Source organism: Azoarcus sp. TTM-91 (genome assembly GCF_012911025.1).
GTDB lineage: Bacteria > Pseudomonadota > Gammaproteobacteria > Burkholderiales > Rhodocyclaceae > Azoarcus.
Genome location: NZ_WUEI01000108.1, coordinates 1 through 14,720, shown reverse-complemented (window position 1 = coordinate 14,720; position 14,720 = coordinate 1). Strand labels below are relative to the sequence as shown.

The window sequence follows — 14,720 nt, the reverse complement described above, 5'->3', positions numbered from 1 at the left end:
TCCCCGAGCAGCCCCGGCGCCATTCCCCATCACGCCGATGCGCGCAGCCGGGGAATACGCCGTACCACCCTCATCGCAGTCGCCACCAACGCCTTCCTGGCGATCGCCCAAGTGGCCATCGGCCTCTTCGCCAATGCCTTCAGCCTGGTTGCCGACGCCGCCCACACCTTCTCCGACCTGGTGACGGACCTGCTGGTGCTGATCGCCGGCAAGCGCGGCGCCGACCCGGCGGACAAGAACCACCCCTATGGCCACGGCCGCATCGAGACCGCGACCTCGCTGGTGCTCGGCGTCGCCCTCGGCGGCGTGGGCATCGGCTTCCTCCTCAGCTCCGGCCTGCGCCTGCAGCACATGGACAACCAGCCCGACCTTCATCCCGCCGCGCTGGCGATGGCGTTGCTGACGCTGCTCTCCAAGGAAGTGCTGTTCCGCTACACCCTGGCCGCTAGCCGCCGCCTGAAGGCGCCGCTGCTGGAGGCGAATGCCTGGCATGCGCGCTCTGATGCCGCCTCTTCCCTGGTCGTGGCCGCCGGCATCGGCGGCAGCCTCGCCGGCTATCCCTTCCTCGAACCGCTGGGCGCGGCGGTGGTCGGCTTCCTCATTCTCAGCATGGGGCTGCGCCTGGCGTGGGAGGCCATGCGGGAGTTGGTGGATACCGGCCTGCCGGAAGAGGAAGTGGCCCGCCTTCGCCGCACCATCCAGGAAACACCCGGCGTGGTCGGCCTGCACGACCTGCGCACCCGGCGCATGGCGGACCGCATCCTGTGCGATGCCCATGTCCAGGTCGACCCGCGCCTCACTGTCTCCGAAGGCCACCGCATTTCGGACAGCGTCTATTTCCGCCTCCGCGCCGTTCACCCCGACATCCAGGACGCCCTGGTGCACATCGATGCCGAGCGGGACGACCAGCGCGACCACTCCCGACCCGCTTTACCCGAAAGGGCAGAAATCCTGGCAGAGGTTCACGCGCTGCTCGCTACCACCGAAACCCTGCCGGAACGCATCCAGATCCATTACCTCGGAGACCGCGCAGAAGTGGAAGTACTGCTGCCCCCGGGCGGGGCGTGCGCGGAAGGCGATGCACTCAAACAGCGCACCGACGCATGGACGACTCGGCAGCCCGCCATCCGCAAGGTGTCCTACTTCCAGCGAATCGCCCCATAAGAGGGCGAAAAGCAAATCAAACGCACCACGAAGGTGCATTCAGCCCCACCCCTCGGAAAAAATGCCCTTGTGGCACAATGCGCCGACGGCCGCAAACGCTATGGCACGGATGCTGCTTATGTCCGCCGCGACGGAAGCATGACCGTTACCCGAAGAAATACGCCTCAGCTCACCAGGAGTGAATATGAACGCTCAAGAAGTCATGAAGTTGATCCAGGAAAACGAAGTCCGCTTCGTGGACCTGCGCTTTACCGATACACGGGGCAAGGAGCAGCACGTCGGGCTGCCGGTCTCCGCGTTCGAGGAAGAGCATTTCGAACACGGCCACCCGTTCGATGGCTCCTCCATCTCCGGCTGGAAGGGCATCCAGGCTTCGGACATGATCCTGATGCCGGAAGCGAGCTCCGCCTACATCGATCCCTTCTTCGACGAAACCACCCTGGTTCTGACGTGTGACGTCATCGAGCCCTCCGACGGCAAGGGCTACGACCGCGACCCGCGCTCCATCGCCAAGCGCGCCGAAGCCTATCTGAAGTCCACCGGCCTGGGCGACACCGCCTACTTCGGCCCGGAACCCGAATTCTTCATCTTCGATTCCATCGAATGGGCTGCCGACATGTCCGGCTGCTTCGTGAAGATCTCTTCCGAAGAAGCAGCATGGTCCTCCGCCGAGAAGTTCGAAGGCGGCAACACCGGCCACCGTCCCAAGGTCAAGGGCGGCTACTTCCCGGTTCCCCCGGTCGACAGCCTGAATGACATCCGCGCCGCCATGTGCCTGGCCCTGGAAGGCATCGGCATCCCGGTCGAAGTGCATCACCACGAAGTCGCCACCGCCGGCCAGTGCGAGATCGGCACCAAGTTCAGCACCCTGACCAAGCGTGCCGACTGGACCCAGGCCCTCAAGTACGTGGTCCAGAACGTCGCTCACCAGTACGGCAAGACCGCCACCTTCATGCCCAAGCCCATCGTTGGCGACAACGGTTCCGGCATGCACGTGCACCAGTCCATCTGGAAGGACGGCCAGAACCTGTTCGCCGGCAACGGCTACGCCGGCCTGTCCGAGTTCGCGCTGTACTACATCGGTGGCATCATCAAGCACGCCCGCGCGCTGAACGCCATCACCAACCCGGGCACGAACTCCTACAAGCGCCTGGTGCCGCACTTCGAAGCCCCGACCAAGCTGGCCTACTCCGCCCGCAACCGCTCGGCTTCGATCCGCATCCCGTACGTCGCCAACCCGAAGGGCCGCCGCATCGAAGCGCGATTCCCGGACCCCCTGGCGAACCCGTACCTGGCCTTCTCCGCGCTGATGATGGCCGGCCTGGACGGCGTGCAGAACAAGATCCACCCGGGCGACGCTGCCGACAAGAACCTGTACGACCTGCCGCCGGAAGAAGACGCGAAGATCCCGACCGTCTGCACCAGCCTCGATCAGGCCCTGGAGTACCTGGACAAGGACCGCGAGTTCCTGACCCGCGGCGGTGTGTTCAGCAATGACTTCATCGACGCCTACATCGAGCTGAAGATGGAAGAAGTCACCCGCTTCCGCATGACGACCCACCCGGTCGAGTTCGACATGTACTACAGCCTGTAATCCCAACGGGATTACTTGCAGAGAGGGGACGGGCAATGCCCGTCCCCTTTTTTTATGGTCTAATCCCCCGCACCCGCGCGGCCGGCGCAGCCCGGCCTTCCTCCCTCAGTCCATCGCCGCCTTCGGAACCGCCCATGAGACAGCTGCGCCCTCTGGCGCTTTCTCTCGCCCTCCTGGCCCCTCTGCTTGCCCACGCCGACGTCTATAAATGCGTAGACGCAGAAGGCCGCACCACCTACACCAACGACCGCAGCCTGGCGCGCAACTGCAAACTGCTCGAGCAGAGTCAGGCAGTCTCTTCCGTCCCTCCGCCGCCTGCGCGCCAGAGCGCTCCGGCACAAACCACCTCGCCCTCCAGCTTTCCCCGAGTGAGCGCCGACACCCAGCGCGCCCGTGACAACAGCCGGCGCGAGGTTCTCGAAGGCGAACTCGCCGCCGAGGAAAAGTCCCTCGCCGCGGCACGCCAGGAGTTGAGCGAACAGGAGGCGATACGCACCGGGGATGAGCGCAACTACCAGAAAGTCCTGGATCGCCTGAAGCCCTACCAGGACAGAGTGGAACTCCACCAGCGCAACATCGAGGCTCTGCGACGGGAGCTCACCAACCTGCGCTGACCTCCATGGCGCGTTTTTTGCATAGTCCGCCTCGCAAAACTCCAAGAACGCGCCATGACCCATCCACACCCGCCCGCCTCCGGCCCCTTCGCCGGCCTAGAACTGCTCTCCTCCGCCGTGGTGCTGGTCGATGAGCACCTGACCATCCGCTACATCAACCCCGGCGCCGAAAACCTCTTCGCCATCAGCCAGCGCAAGCTGGTGGGGACTCAGCTCTCCCGCCTGCTGGGTGAACCGCCCGGCCTGGGCGCCGCGCTGGAGAATGCGCTGCGCACCAACTGGAGCTATACCGGCCAGGATCTGAAGATCCCTCGCAACAACGCCGAACCGATCAACCTGGACTGCACCGTCAGCCCGGTCGAGGCCAATGGCGTAAGGCTGCTGCTGGAATTCCGGCCGATAGACGCTCAACTGCGCGTGGCCCGCGAGGAACAGCTCCTGCAGCAGCAGCAGGCCAATCGCGAACTGATCCGTAACCTCGCCCACGAGATCAAGAACCCGCTGGGCGGCATCCGCGGCTCTGCCCAGCTGCTGGAGCGGGAACTGGCCGAGCCGCAGCTGCGCGAATACACCGAAGTCATCATCGCCGAGGCCGATCGCCTGCAGGACCTGATGAACCGGCTGCTGACGTCCCACAGCATGATGCGGCCCGCCCAGCTCAACATCCACGACGTGCTGGAGCGGGTGCGGCGCCTCATCCTGGCCGAGTTTCCCGACCTGGTGATCCGCCGCGACTACGACACCAGCCTGCCCGAGCTCACCGCCGACCGCGAGCAGCTGATCCAGGCCATTCTCAACATCACCCGCAACGCCGCCCAGGCGCTGGAAGGCCGCGGCGAGATCCGGCTGCGTACCCGGGTAGCGCGCCAGGTCACGCTGGCCAAACGTCGCTTCAAGCTGGCATTGGAATTGCAAGTAATCGACAACGGCCCCGGCATACCGGAGGAGATCCGCGACAAGATCTTCTACCCGCTGGTTTCGGGGCGGGACGGTGGTAGCGGACTGGGCCTGTCTCTCGCCCAGAGCTTCGTGGAGCAGCACCAGGGCATGATCGACGTCGAAAGCCGCCCTGGCCGGACCTGCTTCATGATTTTGCTGCCGATCACGGACCGGACGTAAGCGCGTACGGGACGCACCAAAATAGTGCAAACACAATAATGAATACCGTCTGGATCGTAGATGACGACCGCTCCATCCGCTGGGTGCTGGAAAAAGCCCTGGGGCGCGAAGAGATTTCACACCGCAGCTTCACCTCTGCCAATGAGGCGCTGCAGGAACTGGAGAACACCAGCCACCCGCCCAAGGTGCTGCTGTCGGATATCCGCATGCCGGGCGAAACCGGCTTGACCCTGCTGCAGCGCGTCAAGGCGATGCACCCGCAGTTGCCGGTGATCATCATGACCGCCTACTCCGATCTGGAGAGCGCGGTTTCCGCCTTCCAGGGCGGCGCTTTCGAATACCTGCCCAAGCCTTTCGACGTCGATCAGGCGGTTGCACTGGTTCGCCGCGCAATCGACCAAAGCACGCACCAGGAAGGTGCGAGCGAAGACACCTCGCTGGCGCCGGAGATCCTCGGCCAGGCACCGTCGATGCAGGAAGTCTTCCGCGCCATCGGCCGGCTGTCCCAATCCCATGCCACCGTGCTGATCAACGGCGAGTCCGGCACCGGCAAGGAACTGGTCGCGCGTGCGCTGCACCGCCACAGCCCGCGCCGGGAGGCCCCCTTCATCGCCATCAACACCGCGGCGATTCCACGCGACCTGCTGGAGTCGGAGCTCTTCGGCCATGAGCGCGGCGCCTTCACTGGCGCGGCCGCCCAGCGCCGCGGCCGCTTCGAGCAGGCGGAAAACGGCACCCTGTTCCTGGACGAAATCGGCGACATGCCGTCCGAGCTGCAGACCCGCCTGCTGCGGGTGCTGTCCGACGGCAATTTCTATCGCGTCGGCGGCCACCAGCCGATCAAGGCCAATGTTCGCGTCATCGCCGCCACCCACCAGGACCTCGAAGAGCGGGTGCGGCTGGGCCTGTTCCGCGAGGATCTCTTCCACCGCCTCAACGTCATCCGCCTGCGCCTGCCGCCGCTGCGCGAACGTCGGGAAGACGTGCCCATCCTGGTCCGCCACTTCCTGCAGCGCAGCGCCCAGGAACTGGGCGTGGAAAGCAAGCGGGTGTCGGAGGGCGCGATCAAGTATCTGCAGGCCCTGCCCTTCCCGGGCAACGTCCGCCAGCTGGAGAACCTCTGCCACTGGCTCACCGTGATGGCCCCTGGCCAGATCGTGGAGGTGGCCGACCTGCCGCCGGAGATGCGCGACCAGCCAACCCGCGAAACCCCGGTCAACTGGGTAGATGGCCTAGGCCTGGAGACGGACCGCCTGATCGCTGCCACACCGGGCGAAGTCTTCGACCGCCTTACCCGCGAGTTCGAGCGCACCCTCATTCGCCGCGCCCTCACCGCAACCGGCGGCCGCCGCATCGAAGCTGCCCAGCTGCTGGGCATAGGCCGCAACACCATCACCCGCAAGATTCAGGAACTCGGCATGGATGAAGACCGCAACCATGCGGTTGATCACAGCGCCGACAGCGAAGACTGACCCCACCGCCGCCATGCACCACCGCCGTGCATGGCGGCCGAGTTGGCGGATAATGCGCCTTTCCGTATTACGCGAGCCGCACTTGTCCGCCCCAGCTGCACCCGACTATCCCCTCGCCGGCCTCGGCGATCTCGGCCCCCACTTCTCGGTGCGCCACCTGCCCGCCTGCGACTCCACCAACAGCGTGCTGATGGACGCGCCCCCCGCGGATGACGGCCGCGTGCATGTTGTCCTGACGGACCGCCAGACCGCCGGTCGGGGCCGTCGCGGCCGGCAGTGGCAATCCTGGCAGGGCGGCAGCCTCACCTTCTCCGCGCTGTGGCGCTTCGACGCCGGAGCCCCGGTGCCGGCCGGGCTTTCGCTGGTCGCCGGCCTGGCCTTGGCGCGCACCTTGGAACAGCTGGGCGTCGCCGGCGTGCAGCTGAAATGGCCGAACGATGTTCTGATCCACGGCGCCAAGCTGGCCGGCATCCTGGTCGAGCTACTGCCGGGCCGCGGGCGGACGCCGGCTGCAGTCATCGGCATCGGCGTCAATCTCGGCCTCCCCCCCGCGGCCACGATAGAGGGGCAGAAAGCCGTCACCGATCTGCGAAGCGAACTTGGCCGCGACGTCGACCGCGACACCCTGCTCGCCGCGCTGCTGCGCGAGCTGCACGGGCTGCTGACAACCTACGCCACTGCCGGCTTCCCCGCGCTGCGCGCGGCCTGGGAGCAGCGCAACGCTTTCGCCGGACTGCCGGTGAGCATCCTGGGTGAAGCCGAAGCCGTGCAGGGCACCTGTATTGGCGTGGCGGAGGATGGCGCGCTACTGCTGCAGGGCGAGGACGGCGTACGGCGCATCCTCTCCGGCGAAGTGTCGCTGCGAGCCGCCCCATGATCCTGCTGCTGGATGTCGGCAACACCCGCATCAAATGGCGTCTGCAGGCCGCAACTGCCGGGGCGCCTCCCCAGGAAGGCAATCTGGGTCATGACGAGCTGGCCGGGCTCGCGGAACTGCTGGCGGCACATCCGGCAATACAGCGCATCGTCGGCAGCAATGTCGCCGGCCCGACGGTCGCGGCGGAAATCGCCCGCCTCGCCGGCGCGCGGCGGATCACACCGGAGTGGGTGCGCCCCTCTGCGGCCCAGTGTGGCGTCCGCAATCACTACCTCCTCCCGGAAACGCTGGGCGCGGACCGCTGGGCCGCGCTGATAGGCGCCCGCGCCACGCACACCGGCCCGGTTCTGGTGGCCACCGCCGGCACCGCAACCACCCTGGACCTGCTGGATGGCGAGGGCAATTTCCTCGGAGGCGCCATCCTCCCTGGGGTCGAGCTCATGCGTCGCGCCCTTGCCGGCAACACCGCCCAGTTGCCCCTGGCAGACGGAAACTACAGCGAGACGCCCAGGAGCACGGCGGACGCGATACACAGCGGCGTCCTGCATGCGCAGGCCGGCGCGGTGGAACGCATGTTCCGCCAGATCGCCCACCAGCCCGCCGCGCTCTGCCTGCTCGGCGGCGGCGCGGCAAACGCGTTTTCCAAGCTGCTGCAGATCCCCCTGCGCCGCACCGAGAACCTGGTGCTGGACGGCCTCGGCCTGATCTCCCGCTCCAGCCTGCCTCCCGGCCCCGCCAGCTGAGCGCGGCATCGCCACTGCGGCTTATCCCGCGCCTGCGGATCGGTTAAGCTCAAGCTCATGTCTACGCTGCGCTTCCTGTTCATCTTGCTGCTGCTCCTCAACGTCCTCGCCTTTGCCACCTTGAAGGGCTGGCTGGGCGGCAATGCCCCCGCCGGCGAACCGGAGCGACTGAACAACCAACTCGCACCAGAGCGCATCCAGTTCCTCCGCAAGGACGCCAAAGAGCCCCCTGCCTCTCAGCGTGCCGAGGCCGACCCCGCCCCCACGGCGCCTGAGCCTGCGGCTGCCGCGCCGCAGCCGCAGGAAATGCCCGGCCCGTCTCCCGCTGTGGCCGAGGCCTCGCAGTGCCGGGCCTGGATCGGCCTCAACACGGAAGACGCCAGCCATCTCGCCGAACGGCTGCGTACCGCCGGCCTGCAGCCGCGGCAGAGCAGCTACGAGAGCACCTCCGCCTGGTGGGTCCGCATCCCGCCACAGGGCAGCCGGGAGGCCGCCGAACGGAAGGTGCGCGAGTTGAAGGCGCTTGGCGTTACCGACTACTTCATCGTGCAGGATGCAGGCCCCACCCAGTTCGCGATCTCCCTGGGGCTGTTCAAGACAGAGAACGCCGCCAACCAGCAACTGACGCAACTACGCAGCCGCGGCGTCCGTTCCGCCGGCGTTACCACCCGCAGTGGCCAGCATCACCGGGTAGAGGTGAGCGCAACGGCTAGCGCACTCGCGGCATACGACGGACTCGACCCGGCACATCGCGGCGAATGCAAACCGTGAAGCCCTATGTCGTCGGGCTCACCGGCGGCATCGGCAGCGGCAAGAGCGCAGCGGCCGACCAATTCGTCGCACTCGGTGCCAGCTTGGTGGATACCGACCGTATCGCCCACATGCTGACGGCGCCCCACGGCGCCGCCATCCCGGCCATCCGCTCCGCCTTCGGTCCGCACATGCTGGCGGCCGATGGCAGCATGGACCGGGCGGCGATGCGCGCCCTGGTCTTCGAGCGCCCCGAAGCCAGGCGCGAACTGGAGGCCATCCTCCATCCCCTGATCCGCAGCAGCAGCAACAGCGCCTGCCTGACGGCACCCGGCCCCTACGTAATACTCGCCGTCCCTCTGCTGATTGAGTCCGGCAGCTACCGCTCCCGCTGCAGCCGGATATGCGTTGTGGACTGCCCGGAAGCCTTGCAGATCGAACGCGTCCGCAGCCGCAGCGGACTGGACGAAAGTCAGATCCGCGCGATCATGGCCAGTCAGGCCACCCGGTCGCAGCGGCTCGCCGCCGCAGACGATGTGATCGACAACAGCGGCCCCCTGGCGGAACTCGCCCCCCAGGTCCAGCGTCTTCACCTCCAATACCTCGCGGCCGCAGCCCGATAGCGGCAGCGACGGTGCAGAAACCGAGCAGTGGCGCGGGCCGCACGCTCATCGCTGTGCTATTATCGATCGATATCCTGAGACCCGAGACGCTGGCGGACATTACGCGGTGATCAGCTACGAATATCCCCTCAACGAGCGTATCCGCACCCTCCTGCGCCTGGAAGATCTGTTCCGCAAGGTCGGTCATTTCAGCCGCAGCGAAGCGCCTCAGGATCACCACGTCGCGCTCCTCACCCTGTTCGAAATCCTGGAAGTCGCAAGCAGGGCGGATCTCAAGGTGGATCTGGTACAGGAGTTGGAGCGCCAGCGCCAGACCCTGATGTCCTATCGCAACAACCCGGCGATTTCAGAAGAAGCGCTGGCTGGCGCCCTGTACGAGATAGAGCAGGCTTCAGCCGGCCTGCTGGCGATGGCGGGAAAGATCGGTCAGTACCTGCGCGAGAACGAGTGGCTGATGAGTATCCGGAGCCGTGCAGCCATCCCTGGCGGCGCCTGTCAGTTCGACCTCCCTTCCTATCACTTCTGGCTTAATCGTGATGCTGATGCCCGCCGGCGGGACTTGGAAGGCTGGATCCGCCCGATGACACCGATACGCGACGGACTGGAAATCGTGTTGCGCCTCCTCCGCGGCAGTGGCCGCCCGGAAGGCCAGCGTGCGCGCTGCGGCACCTACCAGCTGACGATGGCGGGTCGTGCCGCACAGATGGTCAGGGTGAGCGTTCCCCACAGTGAAGCCGTGGTTCCCGAAATCAGCGCCAACAAGTACGCGCTGAACATCCGCTTCATGCTGCCGGAAACCATCGCCCGCCCTCGGGTGGCGGAACGCGATGTGCAGTTCGAACTCACCTTCTGCAGCCTCTGATGACCGGACAAGCCCCGCGGATCGTCAAGTGCCCTACCTGCAGCAAACCGGTTGAGTGGCTGCCGGAGAATCGCTATCGTCCGTTCTGCTCCGAGCGCTGCAAGAAAATCGATCTGGGCGCCTGGGCCTCAGAGGATTACCGCGTTCCCGCAGCTCCACCCGACGCAAGCGAGAGCGGTGAAAGCTCCTGATCCGGCCTGAACTCCCAGGCTCCCCGGATGGCGGCGACGCCGTGCGCTCCCGCATTCCGGGCGGTTTCCATGTCCGAGAATCGCAGCCCCCCCAGCGCCAGGACCGGGAGCGGCAAGTCCGCGCTCAATCTGGCAAATTCCTTCCACCCCAAGGACACCTCGCCGGGATGCGTGGCGGTCGGCATCACTGCCCCCAACAAGGCATAGTCCAACCCCAGGCTGGCGGCCTTTTCCAGCTCTGCCCGCGTATGACAGGAGGCCCCGACCCAACGAAACGGCGGTCGCTGGACCAAGGCTTGCAGCCGCCGGGCCGGGAGGTGCAAGCCCGAAGCGCCCAGCGCTTGCGCAAGCTCCGGTTCCGTATTGAGAACGGCGACCGCTCCTGCCCGCGCGGCCAGGCACAAGGCGTCCTCCGCAAAACCACGATAGGCGGCGGCGTCCAGCCCTGGCTCTCTCACTTGCACGAAACGTAGTCCGCGGGAGAGCGACAACTCCAGCGCCTTCAACTGTTGCGCAACGCCGACCTTGCCGGCCTGGGTGATCCCCATGCACCTGGGCAAGCCCAACGCCTTCAGCACCGGCCCATTGGCTGGCAACATCGGAGCCGGCGTCTCGCCGCCCGGCGTAATCCATGCCAGGCGATCGTGCACATGACCCACCGGCTCGCCTTCCCACGCGGTCACCTCGAAAAAACGCAGACGAACGTAGGCGTGTTCGTAATCGTGCTCCCTGCAAAGCCATGGTCTGAGATGGCGCACTCGAATCCCTAACTCCTCCCCGAGTTCGCGGCTCAACGCCTGGGCCGCGCTCTCACCCGGTTCGACCTTGCCACCGGGAAACTCCCAGTAGCCGGCGTAAGGCACATCTCCCGCACGACGCCCCAGCAGGAACGTTCCATCCGGCCGGGTGATAACGCCCGCAGCCACCTCAACTACCTTAGCCCGCATTTGCTCGCCTACCTGACGTCATTGCACTCTGCACTGCCGGAGCCCCGCTCTGCGCGAGGACGCCTGTCGTACCCGTCTTCACGCGGCCAGAAAGCAACCAACCGCAACGCTACGGAGGGTGGCTGCGTCACTCGTCCTCATCCGCTCGCTCCTTCTCTTGCTCGCGCCTGGGCCAGGTCGCCCAGACGATGATGAGCAGCAACATCAAGGCCAGCCCTGCCTCCAGAAAGATCACCCACACGTTTGCCTCCCGGGGAATTTGAGCTTCGACCGGTATACTGCCCTCCTTCCTGGCTCAAATCCCCTGTTCTCATGTTCTTGGCCCCGGCGCAATTCCGCCTGCTCAGTCTTTCCGCCGTCTTTGCCTTGCTCGCCGGCTGCAGCACCACCGCAACACCGCCCCAGCAGATCAAGCGGCCCAGCACAGAGGCCAAGGTCTGTCCCGCGCCTCAGCCCTGCCCCGTCTGCCCAAGCTGTCCGCCGCCAACCATCACACCCGCGCCAACAGCGCCGGCGGCAGCGCTGCAATCCTCATCCTGGAGCGCAATACCTGGATGGAAGGAGGACGATCTGGCTGCCGCATGGCCGGCCTTGCGCGAATCCTGCAGTGCTCTGGGAAAGCGGGAGGGGTGGAGCCACGTCTGCGAGATTGCCGGCATTCTCGGAGAACACCCGGGGGCAACCGCGATCCGCCAGTTTTTCGAGACCAACTTCACACCTTGGCAGCTGACCAATCCGGACCACGGGGTGGACGGTTTGATCACAGGCTATTACGAGCCGCTGATCAAAGGTAGCCGGACGCGCTCGCCGCAGTATTCATGGCCCGTCTATGGCGTGCCTTCCGACATGCTGACCATCGAACTCGGAGACGTCTACCCCGAATTGAAGAATATGCGGCTCCGGGGGCGCCTCGTCGGCAACAAGGTCGTGCCTTACTGGACGCGCGCCGAATTGGAGGAGAACGGCCGAAAACCCCAGGCCCGGACCTTGTTCTGGGCCGCGGATCCGATCGACCTCTTCTTCTTGCAGGTGCAGGGATCGGGACGAATCCAGTTGCCGGATGGCAGCTACGCCAGGGTAGGCTACGCCGATCAGAACGGGCACCCTTATCAGTCGATTGGCCGCTGGCTGGTAGACCAAGGAGAACTGCCGCTGGAGAAGGCCTCCATGGACGGAATCAAGCGCTGGGCCGCGGCACATCCTGCCCGGCTGACGGAATTGCTCAACGCCAATCCGAGCTACGTATTCTTCCGCGAACTCCCTCAACGCGAGGGGGGACCGATAGGCGCCCAGGGGACCCAGATCACCGCTGGCCGCAGCCTGGCTGTCGACCCAAGGTACGTCCCACTGGGTGCCCCGGTCTTCCTCGCGACAACTTACCCCTTGAGTGAAAAGCCGCTTCAGCGTCTGATGGTTGCGCAAGACACCGGTGGTGCAATAAAAGGCGTAGTCAGGGCCGATTTCTTTTGGGGCTTCGGCCCCGAGGCAGGCGCGCAAGCCGGTCGGATGCGCCAGCAAGGCAAGATGTGGGTGCTGCTCCCGAACGGGATGCAGGCAGGCGAACGCTGAACACTCAGCGCTCGCCCGAAAACTCACTTACTGACCGCGGCCAGCGCCTTCTCGATCTCGGCCATCGGCGCATAACCACCGATACGGGTGCCGTCCGCAAGGAAGAGCGTGGGAGTGCCGTGGATCTTCAGCTTCTGGCCGAGTGCAAGGTTGCGGTCGATCACCGCGGTGTCGCACTCCTTGCTGGCCGGTGCCTTACCATCATTCATCCAGTCATTCCACGCTTTGGCCCTATCCTTGGCGCACCAGATGTTCTGGGACTTGGTAGTGGAATCCGGGCTGAGAATGGGGTACAGAAAAACGTACAGGGTCACATCATTCATCTGCGCCAGCTCCTTGGCCAGACGCTTGCAGTAACCGCAGTTGGGATCCTCGAAGGTCGCGATCACACGCTTGCCATTACCCTTCACCTGTTTGATCGCCTGATTCAGCGGCAGGCTGGAAAAATCGATGGCAGACAGCTGATTCAGCCGCGCCTGCGTCACATCCTTTCTGGTTTGGGTATCAATCAAGCGGCCATCGATAATGAAACTGGCCTTCTCATCGGTGTAAACCAACTCCCCGCTCTTCAGCACCACCTCATAGAGACCACCATACGGCGTCCGCGCTACAGATTCGACCGCGGGAGCCCCGACGAAAGCCTCAACCGCCTTCCTCACCGCATCTTCGTTTGCTTGGGCAAATCCCGTTATCAGAAGGGCACAAGAAAGCACCGCCACCTTGAAGCCAAGGCGCTTGCAGAAAGAAAACATCCACTTCTCCAGTTATGAAAACTTACCGCTAACCGCGTAGCGCACCAGCGCGTTCGTTAGGACAGGGAGCCTTCCTGTGAGGTTCAGCCCAGCATTGCGGAAAAAAGCCGCTGCAGGATTACTCGCGGCAAACAGTCGATTCAAGCCATGCGTTGCGTACTGGAGCACAAACGGCTCTTCCGCCCGCTTGCGTGCGTATTGCCGGAGGAATGAATGGTCTCCGATGTCCCGCCATTCAGCCGCGGATCCCAACAATTCCGCCAGCACCTTTGCATCTTGAAAGCCCAGGTTAATACCATGCCCGGAAAGAGGGTGTATTGCATGCGCCGCGTCCCCAATCAACGCCAGTCGCGGTTTGACCACACTCTCCACTCTCATCAACCGCAGCGGGAATGCCGCCGGTGCTCCCCTAAGACTCAGCTTGCCCAATAGGCGCTCGCCGGCCTCCTCCAGCCGTGCGCAAAGCTCCCGTTCCCTCATCTGCACCAAGGTTTGGGCGAACCCATCCTTGGCCGACCAAACCATGGAAATCATTCGTCCGGGCAAAGGCAACCAAGCGAGCACGCCGTCTTCGCGAAACCATTGGTAGGCAATATTGTGGTGTTCTTTCTCACATTCGAAATTGGCAACCACGCCCATCTCGCCATAAGGGACATTATGGGCGGCTAACCCGCTTTGCTCACGAACCCAGGAATCCCGACCATCAGCGCCGACCAGCAAACGGCACGTCAGAACCTCGCCACCATCAAGCTCTAGGCTTACGGATGCACTCTCGAAACAGGCAGAAACGGGGGACCTGGGACAGAACAAGGTGACGTTATGCTGGCGCTTCACGCTCTCCCTCAGTTCGTCATGAACGAGGCGGGACTCCCCGATCCAGGCCAACTCCTGTAAACCGCTCTCGTAGGCAGAGAACCGTAAGGTGCTTCGCGCATCGCCATAAACTTTCATCTCGGCGACAGGACAGAGCCTTCCCTGATCCAGATGCTGCCAGATCCCCAGTTCCTGCAAGAACTTCGCGCTAGCAGGGCTATATGCATAAATCCGCGCGTCCCATTCGGAATGAGGCTGTTTCGTCGTCGCGTGGGGCTCAATCACCGCGATGGATAGGCGCGACTTTCTTAGCGCCACGGCTGCAGCAAGCCCCGCGAGGCCTCCACCAACAATTATCAAATCAAATTTCATACCGAGGTGCCGGAATAGGTACAAAGATATTCTGCCTTACCAGATAAGCACTCGTCACCGGAGTTCCATAAGCGCAAATCGAGGCGATTCTCGATTTCGCTCTGGCGTTTCCACGCATACTGAGCCTTTCCGCAAAGCAAAAAGCCCCTGCAGAGAGTTCTGCAGGGGCTTTTTAAATAGTTAGTCTGACGATGACCTACTTTCACGAGAGCGCATCTCACTATCATCGGCGCGGTCTTGTTTCACGGTCCTGTTCGG

At 64.4% G+C, this 14,720-nt stretch carries 15 protein-coding genes; 12 read left to right on the top strand and 3 right to left on the bottom strand.

The window, feature by feature from the left end:
• Positions 1-21: 21 nt before the first annotated feature.
• From GRF61_RS19960 to GRF61_RS19910, 11 genes are all read left to right on the top strand, one after another.
• On the top strand, positions 22-1,164 hold the full coding sequence (locus GRF61_RS19960; RefSeq protein ID WP_169152383.1) for a cation diffusion facilitator family transporter: 1,143 nt from the start codon (positions 22-24) through the stop codon (positions 1,162-1,164).
• A 184-nt stretch (positions 1,165-1,348) separates the two neighbouring features.
• The gene (gene glnA / locus GRF61_RS19955; protein WP_169152381.1) at positions 1,349-2,758 is read left to right on the top strand and encodes a type I glutamate--ammonia ligase; all 1,410 of its coding nucleotides are present in this window, start codon (positions 1,349-1,351) and stop codon (positions 2,756-2,758) included.
• 134 nt (positions 2,759-2,892) lie between these two features.
• Complete coding sequence (locus GRF61_RS19950) at positions 2,893-3,372, top strand: DUF4124 domain-containing protein (protein ID WP_169152380.1); 480 nt, start codon at positions 2,893-2,895, stop codon at positions 3,370-3,372.
• Between the two features lie 54 nt (positions 3,373-3,426).
• Complete coding sequence (gene glnL / locus GRF61_RS19945) at positions 3,427-4,491, top strand: nitrogen regulation protein NR(II) (protein WP_169152379.1); 1,065 nt, start codon at positions 3,427-3,429, stop codon at positions 4,489-4,491.
• A gap of 38 nt (positions 4,492-4,529) precedes the next feature.
• Complete coding sequence (gene ntrC / locus GRF61_RS19940; protein ID WP_169152378.1) at positions 4,530-5,963, top strand: nitrogen regulation protein NR(I); 1,434 nt, start codon at positions 4,530-4,532, stop codon at positions 5,961-5,963.
• A 190-nt stretch (positions 5,964-6,153) separates the two neighbouring features.
• The gene (locus tag GRF61_RS19935; protein ID WP_248281354.1) at positions 6,154-6,840 is read left to right on the top strand and encodes a biotin--[acetyl-CoA-carboxylase] ligase; all 687 of its coding nucleotides are present in this window, start codon (positions 6,154-6,156) and stop codon (positions 6,838-6,840) included.
• Complete coding sequence (locus tag GRF61_RS19930; RefSeq protein ID WP_169152376.1) at positions 6,837-7,583, top strand: type III pantothenate kinase; 747 nt, start codon at positions 6,837-6,839, stop codon at positions 7,581-7,583. The genes GRF61_RS19935 and GRF61_RS19930 overlap by 4 nt, the downstream gene beginning before the upstream one ends.
• A gap of 57 nt (positions 7,584-7,640) precedes the next feature.
• Entirely contained in the window at positions 7,641-8,354 is a 714-nt protein-coding gene (locus GRF61_RS19925) for an SPOR domain-containing protein (RefSeq protein WP_169152375.1), read from the top strand.
• Positions 8,342-8,956: a dephospho-CoA kinase gene (gene coaE, locus GRF61_RS19920; RefSeq protein ID WP_169152374.1), complete on the top strand. Its 615-nt coding sequence runs from the start codon at positions 8,342-8,344 to the stop codon at positions 8,954-8,956. The genes GRF61_RS19925 and coaE overlap by 13 nt, the downstream gene beginning before the upstream one ends.
• Before the next feature lie 106 nt (positions 8,957-9,062).
• Positions 9,063-9,818 (top strand): cell division protein ZapD, encoded by a 756-nt coding sequence (gene zapD / locus GRF61_RS19915; protein WP_169152373.1) that lies wholly within the window; start codon positions 9,063-9,065, stop codon positions 9,816-9,818.
• Positions 9,818-10,009: a DNA gyrase inhibitor YacG gene (locus tag GRF61_RS19910; RefSeq protein ID WP_169152372.1), complete on the top strand. Its 192-nt coding sequence runs from the start codon at positions 9,818-9,820 to the stop codon at positions 10,007-10,009. Before zapD ends, GRF61_RS19910 begins: the two co-directional genes overlap by 1 nt.
• Here the strand turns inward: GRF61_RS19910 and GRF61_RS19905 are convergent.
• Entirely contained in the window at positions 9,955-10,956 is a 1,002-nt protein-coding gene (locus tag GRF61_RS19905) for a Nudix family hydrolase (protein ID WP_169152371.1), read from the bottom strand. The genes GRF61_RS19910 and GRF61_RS19905 overlap by 55 nt on opposite strands.
• Before the next feature lie 546 nt (positions 10,957-11,502).
• Between GRF61_RS19905 and GRF61_RS19900 the strand changes: the two genes are divergently transcribed.
• A complete protein-coding gene (locus GRF61_RS19900) occupies positions 11,503-12,525 on the top strand; it encodes a murein transglycosylase A (RefSeq protein WP_169152382.1) in 1,023 nt (340 codons plus the stop codon).
• A gap of 23 nt (positions 12,526-12,548) precedes the next feature.
• Here the strand turns inward: GRF61_RS19900 and GRF61_RS19895 are convergent, their stop codons facing one another.
• Positions 12,549-13,277: a DsbC family protein gene (locus tag GRF61_RS19895; protein ID WP_169152370.1), complete on the bottom strand. Its 729-nt coding sequence runs from the start codon at positions 13,275-13,277 to the stop codon at positions 12,549-12,551.
• Between the two features lie 12 nt (positions 13,278-13,289).
• A complete protein-coding gene (locus tag GRF61_RS19890; RefSeq protein WP_169152369.1) occupies positions 13,290-14,462 on the bottom strand; it encodes a UbiH/UbiF family hydroxylase in 1,173 nt (390 codons plus the stop codon).
• Positions 14,463-14,720: the final 258 nt, after the last annotated feature.

What these genes read in the sequence shown, in the direction of transcription:
- GRF61_RS19905 (WP_169152371.1), bottom strand. Translation starts at nt 10,956, where the DNA reads ATGCGGGCTAAGGTAGTTGAGGTGGCTGCGGGCGTTATCACCCGGCCG.
- GRF61_RS19935 (WP_248281354.1), top strand. Translation starts at nt 6,154, where the DNA reads ATGGACGCGCCCCCCGCGGATGACGGCCGCGTGCATGTTGTCCTGACG.
- ntrC (WP_169152378.1), top strand. Translation starts at nt 4,530, where the DNA reads ATGAATACCGTCTGGATCGTAGATGACGACCGCTCCATCCGCTGGGTG.
- GRF61_RS19890 (WP_169152369.1), bottom strand. Translation starts at nt 14,462, where the DNA reads ATGAAATTTGATTTGATAATTGTTGGTGGAGGCCTCGCGGGGCTTGCT.
- glnL (WP_169152379.1), top strand. Translation starts at nt 3,427, where the DNA reads ATGACCCATCCACACCCGCCCGCCTCCGGCCCCTTCGCCGGCCTAGAA.
- coaE (WP_169152374.1), top strand. Translation starts at nt 8,342, where the DNA reads ATGCAAACCGTGAAGCCCTATGTCGTCGGGCTCACCGGCGGCATCGGC.
- GRF61_RS19930 (WP_169152376.1), top strand. Translation starts at nt 6,837, where the DNA reads ATGATCCTGCTGCTGGATGTCGGCAACACCCGCATCAAATGGCGTCTG.
- GRF61_RS19895 (WP_169152370.1), bottom strand. Translation starts at nt 13,277, where the DNA reads ATGTTTTCTTTCTGCAAGCGCCTTGGCTTCAAGGTGGCGGTGCTTTCT.
- GRF61_RS19950 (WP_169152380.1), top strand. Translation starts at nt 2,893, where the DNA reads ATGAGACAGCTGCGCCCTCTGGCGCTTTCTCTCGCCCTCCTGGCCCCT.
- GRF61_RS19925 (WP_169152375.1), top strand. Translation starts at nt 7,641, where the DNA reads ATGTCTACGCTGCGCTTCCTGTTCATCTTGCTGCTGCTCCTCAACGTC.
- GRF61_RS19910 (WP_169152372.1), top strand. Translation starts at nt 9,818, where the DNA reads ATGACCGGACAAGCCCCGCGGATCGTCAAGTGCCCTACCTGCAGCAAA.
- glnA (WP_169152381.1), top strand. Translation starts at nt 1,349, where the DNA reads ATGAACGCTCAAGAAGTCATGAAGTTGATCCAGGAAAACGAAGTCCGC.